Source organism: Desulfoglaeba alkanexedens ALDC (assembly GCF_005377625.1).
Taxonomy (GTDB): domain Bacteria; phylum Desulfobacterota; class Syntrophobacteria; order Syntrophobacterales; family DSM-9756; genus Desulfoglaeba; species Desulfoglaeba alkanexedens.
This window is the reverse complement of the sequence record NZ_CP040098.1, coordinates 450,617-467,881: the sequence shown is the minus strand read 5'-3', so window position 1 is coordinate 467,881 and position 17,265 is coordinate 450,617. Positions and strand designations below refer to the sequence as shown.

Sequence of the window (17,265 nt, the reverse complement as noted above, 5' to 3'; positions counted from 1 at the left end):
GTCAGTCGTCCCGGTTCGATGTCTTGTGTTCGCGGCTTGGCCGTTCTTCGTATCGGTCGTATGCCTCGATGATGTCCTGCACCAACCGGTGCCTCACCACATCCCGGTTACTGAAAAACACGAAGCGGATGCCTCGGATGTCACTGAGAAGTTCCATGGCCTGGACCAGCCCGGAGGGTTTGTTTTCGGGCAGGTCGATCTGGGTGATGTCGCCCGTAATCACGGCCTTGGAACCCATGCCCAGACGAGTGAGAAACATCTTCATCTGTTCACTGGTGGTGTTCTGAGCTTCATCCAGAATGACGAAGGCTTCGTTCAGGGTCCGCCCGCGCATGAAGGCGAGGGGCGCCACTTCGATGGCGCCGCGCATGAGGAGCTTGGATGCCTTTTCGAAATCCATCATGTCGTGGAGCGCGTCGTAGAGTGGTCTGAGGTAGGGGTTGACCTTTTCGGCCAAGTCACCCGGAAGGAAGCCCAGCTTTTCGCCGGCCTCCACGGCCGGCCGCACCAAGATGATCCGGCGCACCTGTTCGGCGCCGAGCGCCGCCACGGCCATGGCCATGGCGAGGTAGGTCTTTCCCGTCCCGGCGGGGCCGATCCCGAACACGATGTCGTAATGGCGGATGGCTTCGATGTATTCCTTCTGCTTGATGCTCTTGGGCGTGATCACCCGCCGCGACGACGTGACGAAAACGCGGTCCAGAAAGATCTCTTTGAGGTTTCGGTGGATGTTGTCGCTGAGGATCCGGATGCCGTAGACGATGTCGCCGGGATAGACGGGGTATTCGGCTCGGACCAGTCCCGCCAGTTCTTCCAGGAGTCTCCGGGCGATTTCCACCTGGGGCCGGTCGCCGCAAATGGTGAAGCGGTTGCCGCGAAGGTGGACTCGGACGTCCAGCTGCTTTTCGATGATCTGCAGATGGCCGTTGCGTTCGCCGGCCAGTTGCTGCACCACGGCGATGTCGTCGAAGACAACTTCCTGAGTAACGTCCGACTCTCTTTTTTGATCGGCTGCCAGCAAATCGACCTCTGATGCCCGGTCCGCCCGACCGGAGAGTTCACGCACTCCGCCTGCGCCGGCTCTTACCGGCGAACATTCATAGCATTTGCACTGGATTCTGACAATAGGGGACTCGGCGGATCGAAATCAAGCCCCATGAACACCCCTCAAAATCGTCACAGATTGACGTTGAAGCCCGCTTGGTCCATGCGGTATCATCGCTTCATTATCGAGGTTGAAGGCCTATCGAAAGCAAACGGAAACGGGATGAACCTTCTGGACTGGGTGATCGGTGCCGCGGCTCTTTTGTGCCTCCTTCGAGGTGTCTTGCGGGGTGCCGTTTCACAGGTCTTCGGCATCGCGGCGGTGTTGGGCGGCTTTTTCCTGGGGCTTCGCTGGCAGGAACCCATCGGGTTGAGGCTTATGGAGAGCTTTCCGGGACTTCCCAAGCCCTCGCTGGTCGCCTTTCTGGTCGTGTTCGGACTTTCGTGGTTCATCATCGGTTTTGCCGGCCATTATGCCGGTTCCCTGCTGCACAAGGGAGGACTGGGGTGGCTGGACCGCTTTCTAGGGGCCGTGGTGGGCATCGCCAAGGCGCTCGTTTTGGCCGTGGTCCTTCTGACGCTCCTGACCTTTTTCCTCTCGCCCGAAGCGCCGCTCCTGCGAAATTCCAGGTTGGCGCCCTATGTGCACTTCCTGGCGCAGATGGTGGTGCGGGCGGCGCCCGAAGAGGTTCGTCAGGAATTCGACAGAAAAAGAGAAGTCATCCAGCGTTATTGGTCCCATGGGAGAGAGGCGGCACGATGCATTCAAGGGAAGACTTCGGCGCTCGTGGTGTTGAGGCATTCGGGGACGGCGGCCGGGATCGGCGGAAATGGGACGGGGTTCGAGCCATCTGGGAAATCATCGATCGTCTGAGAGGTGAAAACGGTTGCCCCTGGGATCGGAAGCAGACGCCCGCAAGCGTTCAGACCTACCTGCTGGAAGAGGCGCACGAGGCTTCCGCGGCCGTTCGAGCGGGCGACACGGTGGAAGCCTGCGAGGAACTGGGGGATCTCCTCTTCATGGTGCTTTTCATGATCCACCTTTATGAAGAAGCCGGAACCTTCCGCCTTGAAGACGTCTGCCGTGGAATCCGCGAAAAGATGATCCGGCGCCATCCTCACGTGTTCGGCGACGTGGAGGTTGCATCCGTCGACGAAGTACGAAGCAACTGGGAACGGATAAAGGCCGCGGAAAAGCAAGGGAAGAAGCAAACAGGACAGAGCGTTCCCGCGAGTCTTCCGGCCCTGGTGCGGGCTCACCGGCTGCTGTCACGGTGGGCCGACGGAGGCGGGGGGAGCCGGGAGGCGGGCGGAGAAGGGACGCAGCCGGCGGTCGCGCCGGGTCCCGCCGCGGATCAGGCACCCGGAAAATCGGAGCTCACCGCTCAGGATGTGGGCAAGATGCTCCTCCAAGTGGTGGACCTGGCACGGCGTTCGGGCTACCGGGCCGAAGACTGCCTGCACGAAACCCTCACGGCGCTCGAAAAGGAACGGAACGGCTGAAGTCGGGCCCGGGGTCGGTTCACTGGAGCTTTGCGCAAACGAGGCCTTTAGAGGCTGCCAGAGAATACCATTTCTCCTACTGCAGCAATTCCCGGAGCCTCTGTAACTGCTTGAAACAACGATATTTGGAAGATTTCGTTTTCCGAAACCCGACGACCCTCTTTTCCCCTCGTTCTCAAGCTCTGCCTTGGGAACGGCCTCATGGGAATCGAAGCTGGAGCTTCTGCACGGTTGTGTTCCCAAGCTCGAGCTTGGGAACAAGGTGGAATTTCCAGAGAATTAATAGCATGTTACAAGAAATATTTTATTTTGTGGACCTGTACTGAGCGCATGACCCCACAATCAGGTGGGCAACAACCTGGGAGCGCGGGCGTCCCGCCCGCAACTCTTAGGCCTATGGCGTCCTCTGCGGGTGAGACGCCCGCGCTCCAAGGGCCGAATTCTTCCTGACCACTACCTTGGCTTGATGCATATGGGGCAGCACCCGGCCCTGGTCCATCGGTATCGTGGGGGATACAAAGATGTAATCGATGCGGGGGTTCAGCGGAAAAGACCACCTCCCCTCGGCGTTGCGGACCTTGGGATCCATTTCGTCCAGGTGCTCCGAGCAATCCGGCACTCATTCGCCATCCATATCGACCACGGCGCACAGCGCGCCGGAGCCATCGCTGTCGCTGGGCGGCTCGGTTTCCCTCATTTCGCCGATGGGATAAACGGATAGCACCATCAGCCCGGCCGGTTTCCCGGACGTGGCCCTCCCCTCCGAGTATTGCTGAGTCATAATTACTCCATTAATCACCGACATGGCTGCGGAATGTATGGTGTAATGTCGTCGTGCACGAGTATTTCGGGGTCAACACGGCTATTGTGTGGAAAACGGCCGTAAAGAATATTCCGGAACCGCTCCCACTTCTGGAGCGCCTCCTGGAAAATATTTCCTTGGGAAATCAAAACCATGGTCTTTGATAAAGAGACCCGCAATCTGCTGGCCAAAACCGTCGCAACCTGCCGGCGTCGGCTGGCCGGGGACGTCACCGATCAGCTCCGCGGCGTGTTCGGACTCCACCCAGACGGCGTCGTGCTGCCGCTTGAAAAGCTGACGCACCTTTCGCCCGATCAGCACGCGGCGGCCCGCCGTCTGCGCGATCTTCTCGAACACTACACCGCCGGAGCGGCGGGGAAGGATTCGGACCGCCGCAAGGTCGCCTATGAGAGGATGGTCCTGGAGATCTCTTTTACCGCTTTCAACCGATTGGCGGCGCTGCGTCTGTGCGAGGAGCGGGGGCTGGTCGTCGAATGCGTCCGCAAAGGAACAGGTTCGGCCGGTTTCCAGATGTTCGAGCGCATCTCCGGCGGCGCGCTCGGCGGGCGTTACGACACCTATCGGGTGTTCCTGGAGTGCCTCCTCTTTTTAGACCCTTATTTGCGCCTTTGGGACCAATTGCGATGCCGCCGGACATGATACCCGTAATCATGATATTGTTTTTGACTGCACGAGCCATGAAACCTACTCCTTTCTATCCGTTATCAGTCTATCCTTGGTCCTCAACAAACAACGAGACAAACAACCGGTGCCGATCGCCCTATTGGCCATCGTCCGGATCGGGGTGAGGGGTGATAAGGTAATAAGAGGTAATAGGAAATTGCTTTCTGACGGTTTTTGGGTAGCGGGTATGGTGAGGTGGGTCAAGTAAAATAATTTCCGGAGCCCCTGTAAAGCCTTGAAAACCGGGCCTTGAAGGATTTGGTTTTCGCGAACCCAGGGGGTGATTTCGGGCTCCGAAGGGGGTTTCGGAGGTGAATTTTTTCGACTATTTTGCTGTTTCATGCTGAACAGCCGCCCGCGTCTCTGGTAGGCTATTTTGCCATGAAGCCCAGCAAAGACGCTCCTTCCTCCGAGATCCGACTTCGCAAGCATCTGAATGCAGATGCCCTGGTGAGGGCGGTGCGCCGTGAGTTCGAAAAGATCCCCGATCCCCGCAAAGGCAGGCCGCAGATCTCCTTTGCGGATGCGGCCATGAGCGCCTTCGCCATGTTTTCTTTGAAGGATCCCTCTCTTCCGGCCTTTGAGAAACGCTGGTCGGCTCGGGATCACAACCTGCACGCGCTCTACCACATCGAGAAGGTCGCTTCCGACAGCACCATGCGGGAGATTCTCGATGAGGTTTCGCCCTATGTGTTCCGACCCGCCTTCCGCGAGATCTTCTCGCGGCTTCAGCGCGCCAAGGCGCTGGCTCAGATGACCCTGCTGGACGGCCGCTACATCCTGGCCCTGGACGGCACGGGCTGTTTTTCGTCGGAAAATGTCTTTTCCGACGCCTGCCTTCGAAAAACCTCCCGCACCGGCAAGACCACCTATTCCCTTCAAATCACTGGCAGGTGATCCCCAAGGGGCTTCTGCGGTTTTCCTGGGTCACCGATATCCTCATCCGCTCGAAGCCTCTTCTTTCACGCCCGCTTTTCGCCCAAGGACCATTCGCTCCGGGAATTGCTGATGGAGAATCACATTCACCTCATCGCGAGTAGCCTACATCTATCAAATACCATGCGATCGTTCAAATCCTTGACAGAGCGAGGCGAAACAGGTTCGCTTTTATGTCGTTCCACCAGCTCCGTCAGTCGCAGGGCATCGTGGACGCAGGCAAAATTGATCGATTCATCAGCACTGGGCCATGACAGGCGGCTGATGATGTCGATTGCCTCGGCAACCAGATCCACCTTATTGGCGCCGTACTGGGGGCAGTGGACGTCGAAGATGGCGTCGTGTTTTCAGTAGCGGCTGTTCCGGCCGGGGCATTTCATGGTTGGTAGTCCTTCTTTTTTAGCCACCCCGGCGGCGGCCCGCCGCCGGGGTTACCGATGGGGATGCTTACTTGCCGCTCATCATCGCGGCGATATCGTTTTCCACCGTGTCGATGGGTTTGATGTTGAACCTTTCCACCAGGACCTTGGTCACCGCCGGGGAGAGGAATGCCGGCAGGGTGGGGCCCAGGCGAATGCCCTTGACACCGAGGAAGAGCAGGGCCAGCAGGACGGCCACCGCCTTCTGCTCGTACCAGGCGATGTCGTAGGAGATGGGCAGTTCGTTGATATCATGCAGGCCGAAGGCCTCCTTGAGCTTCAGGGCGATGACTGCCAGGGAGTAGCAGTCGTTGCACTGGCCGGCGTCGAGGAGGCGCGGAATGCCGCCTATGTCGCCGAGATTGAGCTTGTTGTAGCGGTATTTGGCGCAGCCGGCGGTCAGAATGATGGTATCTTTCGGTAGTTTTTCCGCCACTTCCGTATAGTAGCTGCGGGATTTCTGCCGCCCGTCGCAGCCGGCCATGACCACGAACCGCTTGACGGCGCCCGATTTGACAGCGTCAATGACCTTGTCGGCCAGGGCCAGCACCTGGTTGTGGGCGAAACCGCCGACGATGGTGCCGGTCTCGATCTCGGTGGGAGCACTGCACCGTTTCGCCCGGGCGATGAGAGCGGAAAAATCCTTGCTGCCGCCGGCCTTCCGGTCGGGAATATGGGTTGCGCCCACGTAGCTGACGACGCCGGTGGTGTACAGCCGGTCGAGGTAGGTGTTCTCCTTCTTCAGCGGCACGAGACAGTTGGTGGTCAGCAGGATCGGGCCGTTGAAGGATTCGAACTCGTTGTTCTGGTGCCACCAGGAGCTGCCGTAGTTGCCGACGAAATGGTCGTACTTCTTGAACGCCGGGTAATAGTTGGCCGGCAGCATCTCGCCGTGGGTGTAGACATCGACGCCGGTGCCCGCGGTCTGCTCAAGCAGCTCCTCCATGTCCTTGAGATCATGGCCGCTGATCAGAATGCCGGGCTTGTCGCGGACGCCGATATTGACTTCGCTGATTTCCGGGTTGCCGTAGCTGGACGTGTTGGCCTTGTCCAGCAGGGCCATGGTGTTGACCGCCGCCTCACCGGCCTGCAGCACCAGAGCGACCATCTCGTCCACCGCCAGCTCCTTGGTAGTGGAGGCCAGGGCTTTCATGATGAAGCCGTAGATGTCGTCCTGCTCGTAGCCGAGGATGGCGGCATGGTCGGTATAGGCGGCGATGCCCTTGACGCCGATGATCAGCAGTTCCCGCAGCGACCGGACGTCCTCGTTTGCGGTTGCCAGAATGCCCACCGATTTTGCCTTTTCCGCGAATGCCGCCGGGTCGTCGGCGTACCAGGTGGCGGCATCGGGCAGCGGTTCGGTAAAATCACTGCCGTGTTTTTCCCGGTAGGCGGCCAGGAAGAAATCCCGCAGCTGGTTGCGGCGGGTTAGTCCTTCCCGGATCATGGCGATGAACCGATCGTTATCCCAGCCGACGTTGGTGATGGTGGCGAACAGACCCTTGGCGACGAAGAGGCCGGTGTCACGGTCGGTGAGGCCCAGCTCGCTAAGCTTCTCGCCGTAGACGGCGATTCCCTTCAGCACATGGATGAGCAGATCCTGCAGGTTGGCGGTATCCTCCGGTTTGCCGCAGACCCCCTTGATGGTGCACCCCTGGTTTTTGGCGGTTTCCTGACATTGAAAACAGAACATGTTGATACTCCTTTCCGCTGACGGTTTGTGATTTTACCATGATCAGTTTTGTTTGTTTACTCCTTCTGGTGCACCTTTCTCTTGACATAGGTCAAAGAAGACAATCTTTTTTGAAAAAATCCATGGCGATGCCGTTGGAAGAGATTACTTGAAAAATCTTGACAATTAAGCAGCGGCCAGCAATTCCCGGAGCGGATGGTCCTTGGATGAAAAGCGGGCGTGAAAGGAGAGTCTTCAAGTGTTCAGCGGGCCGTTTGGGGTGATCGAGGGTCCGAAAGTCCCGTTGAGGGATGCCACCCGGAGCGTGAGGGGCTCAGATGCCCGGTTTGAAGGCGCACCTCCGCGTCGGTTTTTCGGGTGAAAGGCTCAGGTTCTGCATGGGGTGATTCCTTTCTCCGCCCTACGAGGTGTTATAGGCGATGATGGAGGTCAGCCTTTTGTATCCGTAAAGAAGGGCCTCGTGGAGCATCCGGATGGACTCCAGCCGGAAGTCCCGGAACATGGCCCGGATCCTCTCCCAGAGGTTGTTTGGTTTGGAGCTTTCGCCATACGGCCTGAAACAGCGGGTAGCACCGTTGTAGGAGCCGGCTTGCCGGCGATCCGCATCGCTGTAGGAGGCCCGCCCTCGGGCCGATGGGGCAGGGCATTGGGGTTGGTTCATCGCGGCGAGGGCGCCGCTCCTACAACAACCTTTATCGCGGCCAAGGCCGCTGCTACAGGAACAAGGTACCTCAGGGCCCGAGTTTTATGAGCTTGTTTTTGGACAAGCTCTTACCGTAAAGTCCAGTAGGGTGCTGCCTCTGGCGTCGAACGGCTCCTTTCCGGGCTGCTACGCGTGTGCCGCAGATACCGGAACGGCGGTTAGGGGAAGCCCTTCAGGGTTTCTCCCACGAAAGAGCGTCCAGGACGCCGTGGCAGGAGCAGCACGTGGCGATCACGTGGTTTCCGGGGTTTGAGAGGACTTCCCGGTACAGGGATTCCAGTTGGCCGCGGGTGTAGCCGCCGACACCCGGCGCCAGCTGATGGCTCCTGCAGACGTGAACGAAGTAGCCCGGAACCCGGAGACCCCCTACCGTCTCGAAGAGATGTCCCTTTCGGGGTTGGCGGGTGTAAGTGCAGATGTCTTCGGGTTCGGGGCAGTTGTCCGGGCAGAGGAAATCGGCGTAGCTGGCATAAACCGTCCCGCCGGGTACCCGCATGGGGTGCGGCAACTGCGGATCCACGTTCTGAGGCACCGGGAGCCTGGTGACGCGGCCGTTGGGTTTGAGTTGTTCAAGCAGCCAGAGGAAGGCGACGTGGATGGGAACGGCCGGGACGATCCAGCGGTCCGGGGGGAGGTGCTCGGTGGAAAGATGGGCGATGGCGTCTTCGGCGAGGGTGCGCGTGCGGTCGGAAGGATCCAGGGCGAGAAGCTTTGCTTCCGCATGGTCCACCACCGTGAGGTCCGCATCCGGAAAGCGACGCGCCAGCCGCCGGTGAGCCAGCCGGCCGAACTTTCCCGCACCGAGGATGGTGATCCCCGCCGGGGCGGGCTGGATCGGCGTTTCGCGTTCGTGCTGCAAGGGGGTCGAAAGGCTCATGGCTTGTCCTTTCTTGAAGAGTGAGGAACGTTTATGAGTAACATTTCTACGGTGTTTGAGCAACTGGCGGAACAGCGGATCCGGGAAGCCATGGAGCGGGGCGAGTTCGACAACCTGCCCGGCCGCGGAAAACCGCTGAAGCTGGAAGACGACCGTCATATTCCCGAAGATCTCAGGCTCGCCTATAAGATTCTGAAAAACGCGGATTGCCTGCCGCCTGAATTGCAACTCAGAAAAGAGATCCACACAACCAAGGAACTTCTTTCCGGTATCCGGGACACCGAGGAGAAATACGCTCAGATAAAGAAGCTGAATTATCTCATCATGAAGCTCAATACCATGCGCCGCGTCTCACCGCTTTTGGAAGAAGGACAGTATTACTACGATAAAGTGGTCGATCGGATGGGATCTTCCCGAGAGCGGAAGTAGGACCCGCATCGAGACCCGAAACGCCGGGTGAAGGAGAGGGGGGAGATCCATGGCGGGACCATGCGTGAAACCGGGCTGCGAGGTGTTCCTGGAAAGTCCGCCGCGGTGGTTTCGTTGGAGTCGCATGGGGCTCCTGGCCAACCAGGCGTCGTGTACCCGTGATTTCAGGCACGTCAGCCAGATGATCCATCAGGCCGGCGGCCGCCTGGCTTGCATCTTTTCGCCGCAGCACGGGTTCCACGCGGAAAAGCAGGCCAATATGGTGGAGTCCGACCACGGCATCCATCCGCTCTTGGGCACCCCCATCTACAGCCTGTACGGGCAGGTGCGCCGACCGACGGAAGAAATGTTGCAGGCAATCGATGTCCTGGTGGTGGACCTTTCCGACGTGGGAACCCGTGTTTACACGTTCGGTACCACGTTGGGTCTTTGCGTCGAGGCCGCCGCCGAAGCGGGATTGAAGGTGGTGGTCCTGGACCGGCCGAATCCCATCAACGGAACCAGCGTGGAAGGCAACCCGTTGAAGCCCCAATGGCGTTCCTTCGTGGGCCGTTACCCGATTCCCATGCGCCACGGGCTGACCTTGGGCGAACTGGCCCGGTTCGTGGTGCGGGAAGAGGGACTCGATTGCGACCTGGAGGTGATCCCGGCCGCGGGGTGGCGAAGGGACCGGTTCCACCCTCAAACGGGCCTGCCCTGGCTCTGGCCGTCGCCCAACATGCCTTCGTGGGAAAGCGCGCTTCTGTATCCCGGCCTGGTGCTGCTCGAAGGAACCAACGTGAGCGAAGGCCGCGGAACGACCCTTCCTTTCCAAGTCTTCGGGGCCCCTTTCGTTCGGCCGTCCCTTCTTCTGAACGCTCTGGACGTGCGGGCTCTCGACGGCGTGGTGCTCCGGCCGGTGTGTTTCGAGCCCACCTTCGACAAGTGGCGGGGGGAAGTGTGTTGCGGTTTCCAGGTTCACGTGACCGAACCGGGCCGGGTGAAGCCCTACCGGCTGGGACTTGCCGTGCTCAAGGCCTTTCTGGAAGTCCACGCCGACCGTTTCCAGTGGCTGCCTCCTCCCTATGAATACGAGTACGAAAAGAAGCCGATCGACATTCTCCTGGGGGATGGGTTCCTCAGGGAGCGGCTGGAAAAGGGCGCGGAACTTCCTGAAGTGGAAGCCGACTGGCAGGGGGAACTGGAAGCCTACCGCGACCGCAGGCAGGCCGGCCTGATGTATCCCTGAAAGGGACGTACTCACCGCTGCCTTTCGAAGCTCATGGAACCGGCCTTCAAGGGCGAGAGCGCCCGGCCTTGCTTCAACAGCCCACTGAACGGTTAGGTTGCCGGTCTGAGCAGCCGACAACACGAAGGTTCGATCCGCCGGATTCACCCTTCCATGGTGAGGAGCACCGCTTCGGCCACCTCGCGCATGGACTTGCGCGTGTCCATGCTCCGTTTCTGCAGCCAGCGGTAGGCTTCATCCCCTGAAAGGTCGAGACGCCGCATGACCAGGTCTTTCGCTCTTTCGATGAGCTTCCGTTTTTCCAATTCTTCCTGGATGACCTTGGTCTTGACCATCAGTTCGGTGTTTTCGATGGCCACGGCCGCCTGGTTGGCCACGGCGGTGAGGATGTTGGTCTCCAGTTCGGAAAAGACGTGGGGATAGGACGTGTAGCAGTTGATGACGCCGATGACCCGGTCTTTGACCCGCATGGGCATGCTGAGCATGGAAACGAGCCCCATACGCCGGGCCAGGTCCTTTTCCTTGTAGTAAGGATCCATCAGGACGTCCGGGATGGAATAAGGGCGGTTTTCGACCACCACCTTCCCGACGATCCCTTCGCCCACCCTGAGCACGCGATCCTGGATGTACTCCGGGTTGATGGACTGGGTGGCCCGCAGGCGCAGAACTCCTTCCTTTTCATCCAGGAGCCACAAGGAACAGACGCTGGAGTTCATCACTTCGGCGGTGACCATGACGATGAGCCGCAAAATGTCTTCAATGTAGTGGTCGGATGTGATGGCTCCGCTGATGAGCGTGAGCGCTTCGATGCTCCGATCGTAGGGGGAGTCGCCGGCGGTGAGCGATGGTCCTTCCGACGGCGGGCCGGCCGGAAACAGCCGGGGGGCGGGCTGTTTCTTGTGGGCGGCGAAGCGCTGCCGGTCTCGAATGGCGGCCTGGACCTCCGGCGGTACCTCGCTCAACCTGCCTAGGAGGTAGTTGTCCAGCTGTTCGTAGGTGAAGCCCAGTTCACCTTCGTCGGTCTGCCCTTCCCAGAGGCCGGCGGAGGGGGGTTTTTCGATCACACGCTGAGGAATATCCAGGATCATGGCCAGTTGGCGCACTTCGCTTTTCAAAAGGTGCACGATGGGCAGAAGGTCCGCAGCGCTGTCTCCGTACTTGGTGAAGTAGCCGATTTCCCACTCGCTGCGGTTCGAGGTTCCCAGCACCAGGTGGTTGCGAAGCGCCGCCACGTGATAGACCGAGGCCATGCGGAGCCGCGATTTCAGGTTTCCCTGGATTCTCCGGTCGGATGAGGGGTAAAGGGCGAGCCATCGATCGAAGATCGAGGAAAGGTCCTGTTCCTCCACCTTCAGCTGGAGGTGTCGGGCCACAAGCCGGGCGTCCTGGATGTCCTGTTCCGAGCTGTGGCACGGAAGAATGATTGCGAGCAGGTTGTCGCCCAGGGCTCGGGCGGCCAACGCGGCGACCACGGCGGAATCGATGCCGCCGCTTAGGCCGACGACCGCCCCGGACGCTCCGGCGGATTCCACCTGCCGGGCGATCCACTGCCTGATTTCCTGAATTTGATCCAGAGGGGACGTCTTCATAGTGCGATCCTTTGGCCCGGTGTTCCGCTGACCGCGGAAGAAGCCGGGTTACCGCGGAAACAGGCCGGCGGTTCACCGGATGAGGCGGCCGATGCGGTTCCAGCGGATGTAGCCGGTTTGAGGATCGAATGTGAATCGGCCGTTCTTGTTCCAGGACCAGTAGATAATGAGGGCCTTCCCCTTGACGGCGGAAAAATCTATGAATTTCCAGAACCGGCTGTCGTAGCTTTCATCGCGGTTGTCTCCCATCACGAACAGGCTCCGTTCCGGGACCAGGATGGGTTCCAAGTTGTCCCGGGGACTGACCGACGCCGGAAGGACCTGGTTGTCGGTGAACTGAACGTAGGGTTCTTCGAGAAGTTTTCCATTGACGAATACTCTCTTGTTCCTTATTTCGAGGGTGTCACCCGGTAGCCCTATCACCCTCTTGATAAAGTCTTTCGAAGGATCCAGTGGATATTCGAACACCACGATATCGTGCCGTTGTGGGGGATCGAATTCGGATACGGTTATGTCCAGCATGGGGATCTTTACCCCGTAGGCGAACTTGCTCACCAGAATGTGATCGCCGACAAGAAGAGTGCTTTTCATGGATCCGGACGGGATCTTGAAGGCCTGGACCACGAATGCTCTGATGAAGAGGGCCAAGAGGATGGCCACGAGGATCGCTTCGGTATACTCCCGCAGGGTTCCTTTCGCCCTCTTCCCGGCGGTGGTCCGGGTGGATAAATGATTCAATTTGCCCTCCTCTTGTGCCGACTAGAAATCTGATCCGTCATGAATTTGGTGTTTTGAGATAATAAGTAGCCGATGGTAAATTACAAGCCATAAGTTGAAGCCCTTCTTTCACTCCGTTGGAGATCGAAGCCGCAATCATGCTGCGCAGGCAAACCGGAATCGTCGGACTGGATCTCGGCTCCCATTCGGTCAAGGTCGTCCAGTTGACAAGGGCCAAGACCGGGTGGAAACTCGTCAACCTGGGCTTGGCCATTCTTCCGCCCGGTGCCGTGGTTGAAGGCCGTGTGGAGCAGCCCGAACGGGTCGCCGAAACCGCCGCCAAGCTGGTCAGCCACCTCAAGACGAAGGAAAAGCGGGTGGCGTCCTCTATCGCCGGCTACGAGGTCATGATCAAAAAGATCGAACTTCCCTCCATGAGCGAGCAGGAACTGGAAAGCCGTCTCAAGGAGCAGTTGGGGCAATATGTGCCTTATCAACTGGAAGAGGTCAACGTCGATTATGAGATCCTCGGCGTGGCGCGGGACAAACCCAACGCCATGGACGTGCTGCTGGTGGCCGCCAAGAAGGAATCGGTCAACGATTATGTGGGCCTCATACGACTCGCCGGGCTGGAGCCGGCGGTTATCGACGTGGACTTCTTTGCGCTGAGCAATGCCTTCGAGGTGACCTACGGGGTTAATTTGGAAGAAAACGTGGCCCTGGTGGACATCGGTGCTTCCAAGACCGGCATGACGGTGCTGCAGGGGGGCGCCCCCGTTTTCACCCGCGATCTGCCCATGGGGGGTAACGAGATCACCGAGTCCATCGCAAGGGGGCTGTCGGTGCCGTGGGACCAGGCGGAACGGTTGAAGCTTGGAGAGAAGGCGGGCGAGGCGGCGGCCGCAGAACTGGAAAAAATCTTCGTGGAAGCGGTCCGCGGCTGGGCCGGCGGGCTCAGGCGGGCCCTGGACTTCTACTACACCAACTACCCCGATTTCGCCATCCACAGGATCCTTTTGAGCGGGGGTTCCGCGCGGCTTCCCGGGCTGCCCGAAGTGCTCCGCCTGGAAACGAAAGTCCCGACCGAAGTCTTCAATCCGTTGGTGCGGCTGGACTACGACGCCGATCAATTCGACCCGGCTTACCTGGAATATATCGGCCCTCAGATGGCCATCTGCCTGGGACTGGGGTTGAGGAGCGACGAAAATCCATGATTCGGATCAATCTCTTACCCTTCCGTGAACCGGTCAGGAAGACCACGACGCGACAATGGGTCTATTTTTACCTGGTCGGCCTGCTGGCGGCGGCGGGTGTGATGGGTTTCCTTTGGATCAGTCGGGACGGCCGGATCCAGGATCTGCAGCGAAAGGAAGCCCGCCTGAAAGAAGAGGTGGGTCGCTTCGCCAAGTACGAAGTCATGCTGAAAGAGCTGAAGGCGCAGAAGGAAATCATCGAGCAGAAGAAAGAAGTGATCCGCTCGCTCCAAAGGGATCGGGATCACCTGGTGCGGTCTCTGACATTGTTCAGCCTCATGACCCCGCCGGAGCGCATGTGGTTTCAGCGATTCAGTCAGAGCGGCGAGCAGGTGAGCATCAGCGGGGTGGCGGTGAGCAACGAGGCCATCGCCGAATTTATGCGCAATCTGGAAACGTCGCCTTTCGTGGGACGCGGCTCGGTGAGCTTGGCGCATTCGCGGATGACTTCCATGGGCGGCAGCAAACTGCGGGAGTTTCAGTTGAGCTGCAAGGTGTTGCCCTATTCCGCCGTGCAGAAGATGCTTTCGGCCTTGCCGCAGGGTTCCGCCGCCGAACCGGAGCACGGGGAAGGAAAACCGGGTCCGGGTTCGAGCCCTGCCGGCGGATGACAGGGTGGAGCCCTGCGCAGGCGAGGGTCAACGGAGTCTCTTCCAGGTGGAAAGCAGCGGCCGCACGGTGCGGCCGGGATGTCCCGGAGAACGGTACAAAGCATGGAATTTAAGGTGAATCCCATAGCGGCCGTTGAAGGTAGACTTTCGGAACTGACGAACCTTCAAAGGATCCTGGTGTTTGTCGTCATGGTGGGGGTGCTGGCGGGAGCGTTCTATTTTTTCAAGTACAAGCCCCAAGCTCAGACGCTCCGACGGCTGACGGCCGGTATCCATGAGCACGAAAGGCGGCTGGCCGCGTTGCAACGGATCGCTCAAGAGGTGAAGGTGTTTGAAGCGGAGGTCAAGAAATCCCAGGAAGAATTCGAGCAGCTCCTGGTACTTCTGCCGGATCGGAAAGAGATTCCCGAACTGCTGGAGACGGTTTCCCGGATCGGAGCTCAGGATGGACTGGAGAATATCCTGTTCCAGCCTCAGGCGGAACAGACCCACCAGTTCCACGCAACGATCCCCATCCGCCTGGACCTTGCCGGCGGATTTCACCAGCTGGCGACCTTCCTCGACAAGATCAGCCGGCTCGATCGCATCATTCAGGTCGATACGCTGACGCTCAACCGCCGGGACGATTCCTCGCTGCAGGTCAACTGCGTGCTGAAGACCTTTCGATTTCTGGAAGAACAAGAGCGGCCGAAACCTGCGGCCCCCAACAAGAAGAGATAATCCGAAGGAACCTGACATTTGCCGGTCATCGTTCAGCATCATTTCTAAGTCAGCCGAAAGGCAGGTTTGTCGATGCATGGAAAAGGCCTTCGCCCGGAACGTGTGGTCCTGTGGGGGGTATTGGTCGGCTGTGCGCTGCTCCAGCTCTGTGGATGTGCCGGAACACCGAGGGATGTGGGAGCGGGAAGTGCACTCGCCGTCGGGAGTACCCAGTCCTCTGAGGTTTCTGCGGCGGCGGTGAACGAACCGGGACGGGCGGTGAAGATCCTTGGGGTTCAGGCCTCCGATTTTGACGATCGGACCGAGATCCGGGTGCTGGGCGACGGGGCGTTTTCCAAGTATCAGGTGGAACGGGACGGTGCCCGGTCCTTTGTCTTGACGCTGGAAGGGGTGAGAGCCGATGCGGTCAAGGCTTCCATCCCCACGCCTTCGAAGCGGCTGGCGGGTCTTTTCCTGGAAGGACTCGAGGGAGACCGTGCGGTGTTGAGCGCCACCGCGAACGAAACGCTCCAGCAACTGGAAGCACACAGTGAGGGCCATGTCCTGGTGATTTCCGTCTATCCAGGCCGACGCGGGTACCATGAGTCGCCGCCGGAAGCAGCGCCTGCGCCCCGGAAAGGAGCCGAAGGGCGGGTGGACGGATCGCCGGGGGCGTCGGGTTCCGGCGGGCGCGCGGCGGTTTCGAATGCGCCGGCGACGTATGAACGTTACGGAACTACGTCGTCCATGGCGGTCAGCGATGCGGATATCTTGGGTTACAAGGAAGCCTATCGGGGTAAACCCATCAGCCTGGACCTGCAGGACGCGGACATAGAAAACGTCCTCCGGCTGCTCGCGGATATCAGCGGGATGAACATCGTGGTGGAACCGGACGTGGTGGGCCGAGTGACCCTCAAGGTGGAAGCCGTGCCTTGGGACCAGGTGCTCGACATGGTGCTCATGATCAACGGACTGGGGAAGGAAGAGATCGGCGGGGTCATTCGAGTCGCAAGCCAAGAGAAATTGAAGCAGCAGTGGAAAGAACGGGAAGAACGGATCAAGACCCGACAGGAACTGCTTCGGGCCAAAAGGGATCTGGGCGAAATCACCACCGAATACCTGCAGGTCAACTATGCGGAGCCCTCCGAGATCGCGGCGAAGATCAGCGAGACGAAAAGCGAGGATGGAAAGATCGCCGTGGATCAGCGAACCAGCCTGCTCATCTACACCGATTATCCGGGAAGGATCGCCGAGGCCCGCTCTCTACTTGAGCGGCTCGACCGCCCCACGCTGCAGGTCTTGATCGAAGCGAGAATCGTTCAGCTTTCCACCACGGCGAGCAAGGAATTGGGCATCGACTGGGGCCTCGACATTTCCCATGACGGAGGGCAGCATCCCTGGAGCGGGGGGTTTGCGATCAACCATCCGCCGACCGAAGGGTCTTCCATGATCGATTTTAAGTTGAAACGGCTCGGGGCCACGATCTGGAACCTGGACCTCAGGCTGGCCGCCACCGAACAGGCGGGCAAAGGCAAGGTCATTTCGGCACCGCGGGTGCTCACCATGGACCACGTGAAGGCGACCATCTCGCAGGGAACGCAGATCCCCTACCAGGAGCAAAGCGAAGACGGAATTTCCACGGAATTCAAGGACGCCACCCTCGAGCTGCAAGTGACACCGCACGTCACCCCCGACGGGCGCGTCCGGCTTGAACTCCAGGCCAAGAAAGAACAGCCCAATTTCGTGCAGGTGATTCCGGGGCAGCCTCCGGCCATCGATACGCGGAAGATCGACACGGAACTGCTGGTGGAAGACGGACACACGGTGGTGATCGGGGGCATCATCGAAGAATCGGACAGCGAGACGGAAAGCCGAACCCCCGGAATCCACAAGGTGCCGTTGCTGGGAAGGCTGTTCAAGTCCAATACGAGCCGACTGGAAAAGAACGAACTCCTCATTTTCATCAATCCTAAGGTCGTGGACATCTCGGGCCGAATGACAGGTGGCGGGCGGCCTGGGAGCGATTCGGATTTCATGACTTCGGGTTATTGAGCGGAAGCTGCGGACCCATGCGCAAG

General features: G+C 59.5%; 17 protein-coding genes. 11 read left to right on the top strand and 6 right to left on the bottom strand.

Annotated elements, in window-relative coordinates:
* Window position 1 precedes the first annotated feature (1 nt).
* Entirely contained in the window at window positions 2-1,021 is a 1,020-nt protein-coding gene (locus FDQ92_RS02360) for a PhoH family protein (protein ID WP_211341414.1), read from the bottom strand.
* Window positions 1,022-1,267: 246 nt separating this feature from the next.
* On the opposite strand from FDQ92_RS02360, the gene FDQ92_RS02355 reads away from it, so the two are divergent.
* On the top strand, window positions 1,268-1,918 hold the full coding sequence (locus FDQ92_RS02355) for a CvpA family protein (protein WP_170180139.1): 651 nt from the start codon (window positions 1,268-1,270) through the stop codon (window positions 1,916-1,918).
* Entirely contained in the window at window positions 1,804-2,547 is a 744-nt protein-coding gene (locus tag FDQ92_RS02350; RefSeq protein WP_137423105.1) for a MazG family protein, read from the top strand. The genes FDQ92_RS02355 and FDQ92_RS02350 overlap by 115 nt, the downstream gene beginning before the upstream one ends.
* A gap of 619 nt (window positions 2,548-3,166) precedes the next feature.
* Here the strand turns inward: FDQ92_RS02350 and FDQ92_RS15110 are convergent.
* The gene (locus FDQ92_RS15110; protein ID WP_170180138.1) at window positions 3,167-3,328 is read right to left on the bottom strand and encodes a hypothetical protein; all 162 of its coding nucleotides are present in this window, start codon (window positions 3,326-3,328) and stop codon (window positions 3,167-3,169) included.
* 53 nt (window positions 3,329-3,381) lie between these two features.
* On the opposite strand from FDQ92_RS15110, the gene FDQ92_RS16380 reads away from it, so the two are divergent.
* The 3 genes from FDQ92_RS16380 (at window position 3,382) to FDQ92_RS02335 (ending at window position 4,930) form a co-directional block, all read left to right on the top strand.
* Window positions 3,382-3,513 carry a hypothetical protein gene (locus FDQ92_RS16380; protein ID WP_170180137.1) on the top strand — a complete coding sequence of 44 codons (132 nt, stop codon included), beginning with the start codon at window positions 3,382-3,384 and terminating at the stop codon, window positions 3,511-3,513.
* On the top strand, window positions 3,503-4,009 hold the full coding sequence (locus FDQ92_RS02340) for a hypothetical protein (protein ID WP_211341330.1): 507 nt from the start codon (window positions 3,503-3,505) through the stop codon (window positions 4,007-4,009). Before FDQ92_RS16380 ends, FDQ92_RS02340 begins: the two co-directional genes overlap by 11 nt.
* A 405-nt stretch (window positions 4,010-4,414) precedes the next feature.
* A complete protein-coding gene (locus tag FDQ92_RS02335) occupies window positions 4,415-4,930 on the top strand; it encodes a hypothetical protein (RefSeq protein WP_137423104.1) in 516 nt (171 codons plus the stop codon).
* Between the two features lie 486 nt (window positions 4,931-5,416).
* Here FDQ92_RS02335 and hcp read toward each other — a convergent pair whose 3' ends face one another.
* Window positions 5,417-7,081, bottom strand: a complete 1,665-nt coding sequence (gene hcp, locus FDQ92_RS02330) for a hydroxylamine reductase (protein ID WP_137423103.1) — start codon at window positions 7,079-7,081, stop codon at window positions 5,417-5,419.
* Between the two features lie 875 nt (window positions 7,082-7,956).
* Window positions 7,957-8,661 (bottom strand): hypothetical protein, encoded by a 705-nt coding sequence (locus FDQ92_RS02325; RefSeq protein WP_137423102.1) that lies wholly within the window; start codon window positions 8,659-8,661, stop codon window positions 7,957-7,959.
* 33 nt (window positions 8,662-8,694) lie between these two features.
* Here FDQ92_RS02325 and FDQ92_RS02320 point away from each other — a divergent pair, with 33 nt between their 5' ends.
* Window positions 8,695-9,090: a DnaJ family domain-containing protein gene (locus tag FDQ92_RS02320; RefSeq protein ID WP_137423101.1), complete on the top strand. Its 396-nt coding sequence runs from the start codon at window positions 8,695-8,697 to the stop codon at window positions 9,088-9,090.
* 49 nt (window positions 9,091-9,139) lie between these two features.
* A complete protein-coding gene (locus FDQ92_RS02315) occupies window positions 9,140-10,318 on the top strand; it encodes an exo-beta-N-acetylmuramidase NamZ family protein (protein WP_137423100.1) in 1,179 nt (392 codons plus the stop codon).
* A gap of 143 nt (window positions 10,319-10,461) precedes the next feature.
* Here the strand turns inward: FDQ92_RS02315 and nadE are convergent, their stop codons facing one another.
* The gene (gene nadE / locus FDQ92_RS15355; protein WP_211341329.1) at window positions 10,462-11,907 is read right to left on the bottom strand and encodes an NAD(+) synthase; all 1,446 of its coding nucleotides are present in this window, start codon (window positions 11,905-11,907) and stop codon (window positions 10,462-10,464) included.
* Window positions 11,908-11,979: 72 nt separating this feature from the next.
* On the bottom strand, window positions 11,980-12,645 hold the full coding sequence (lepB, locus tag FDQ92_RS02300) for a signal peptidase I (RefSeq protein WP_137423099.1): 666 nt from the start codon (window positions 12,643-12,645) through the stop codon (window positions 11,980-11,982).
* 137 nt (window positions 12,646-12,782) lie between these two features.
* Here lepB and pilM point away from each other — a divergent pair, with 137 nt between their 5' ends.
* The 4 genes from pilM to FDQ92_RS02280 all read left to right on the top strand — a co-directional run bounded on the left by pilM (window position 12,783) and on the right by FDQ92_RS02280 (window position 17,239).
* The gene (gene pilM, locus FDQ92_RS02295; RefSeq protein WP_137423098.1) at window positions 12,783-13,838 is read left to right on the top strand and encodes a type IV pilus assembly protein PilM; all 1,056 of its coding nucleotides are present in this window, start codon (window positions 12,783-12,785) and stop codon (window positions 13,836-13,838) included.
* Window positions 13,835-14,488 (top strand): PilN domain-containing protein, encoded by a 654-nt coding sequence (locus tag FDQ92_RS02290; protein WP_137423097.1) that lies wholly within the window; start codon window positions 13,835-13,837, stop codon window positions 14,486-14,488. The genes pilM and FDQ92_RS02290 overlap by 4 nt, the downstream gene beginning before the upstream one ends.
* Window positions 14,489-14,590: 102 nt before the next feature.
* Window positions 14,591-15,208, top strand: coding sequence for a type IV pilus inner membrane component PilO (locus FDQ92_RS02285; RefSeq protein ID WP_170180136.1), 618 nt, complete (start codon window positions 14,591-14,593; stop codon window positions 15,206-15,208).
* 72 nt (window positions 15,209-15,280) lie between these two features.
* Window positions 15,281-17,239, top strand: coding sequence for a type IV pilus secretin PilQ (locus tag FDQ92_RS02280; RefSeq protein ID WP_137423095.1), 1,959 nt, complete (start codon window positions 15,281-15,283; stop codon window positions 17,237-17,239).
* Window positions 17,240-17,265: the final 26 nt, after the last annotated feature.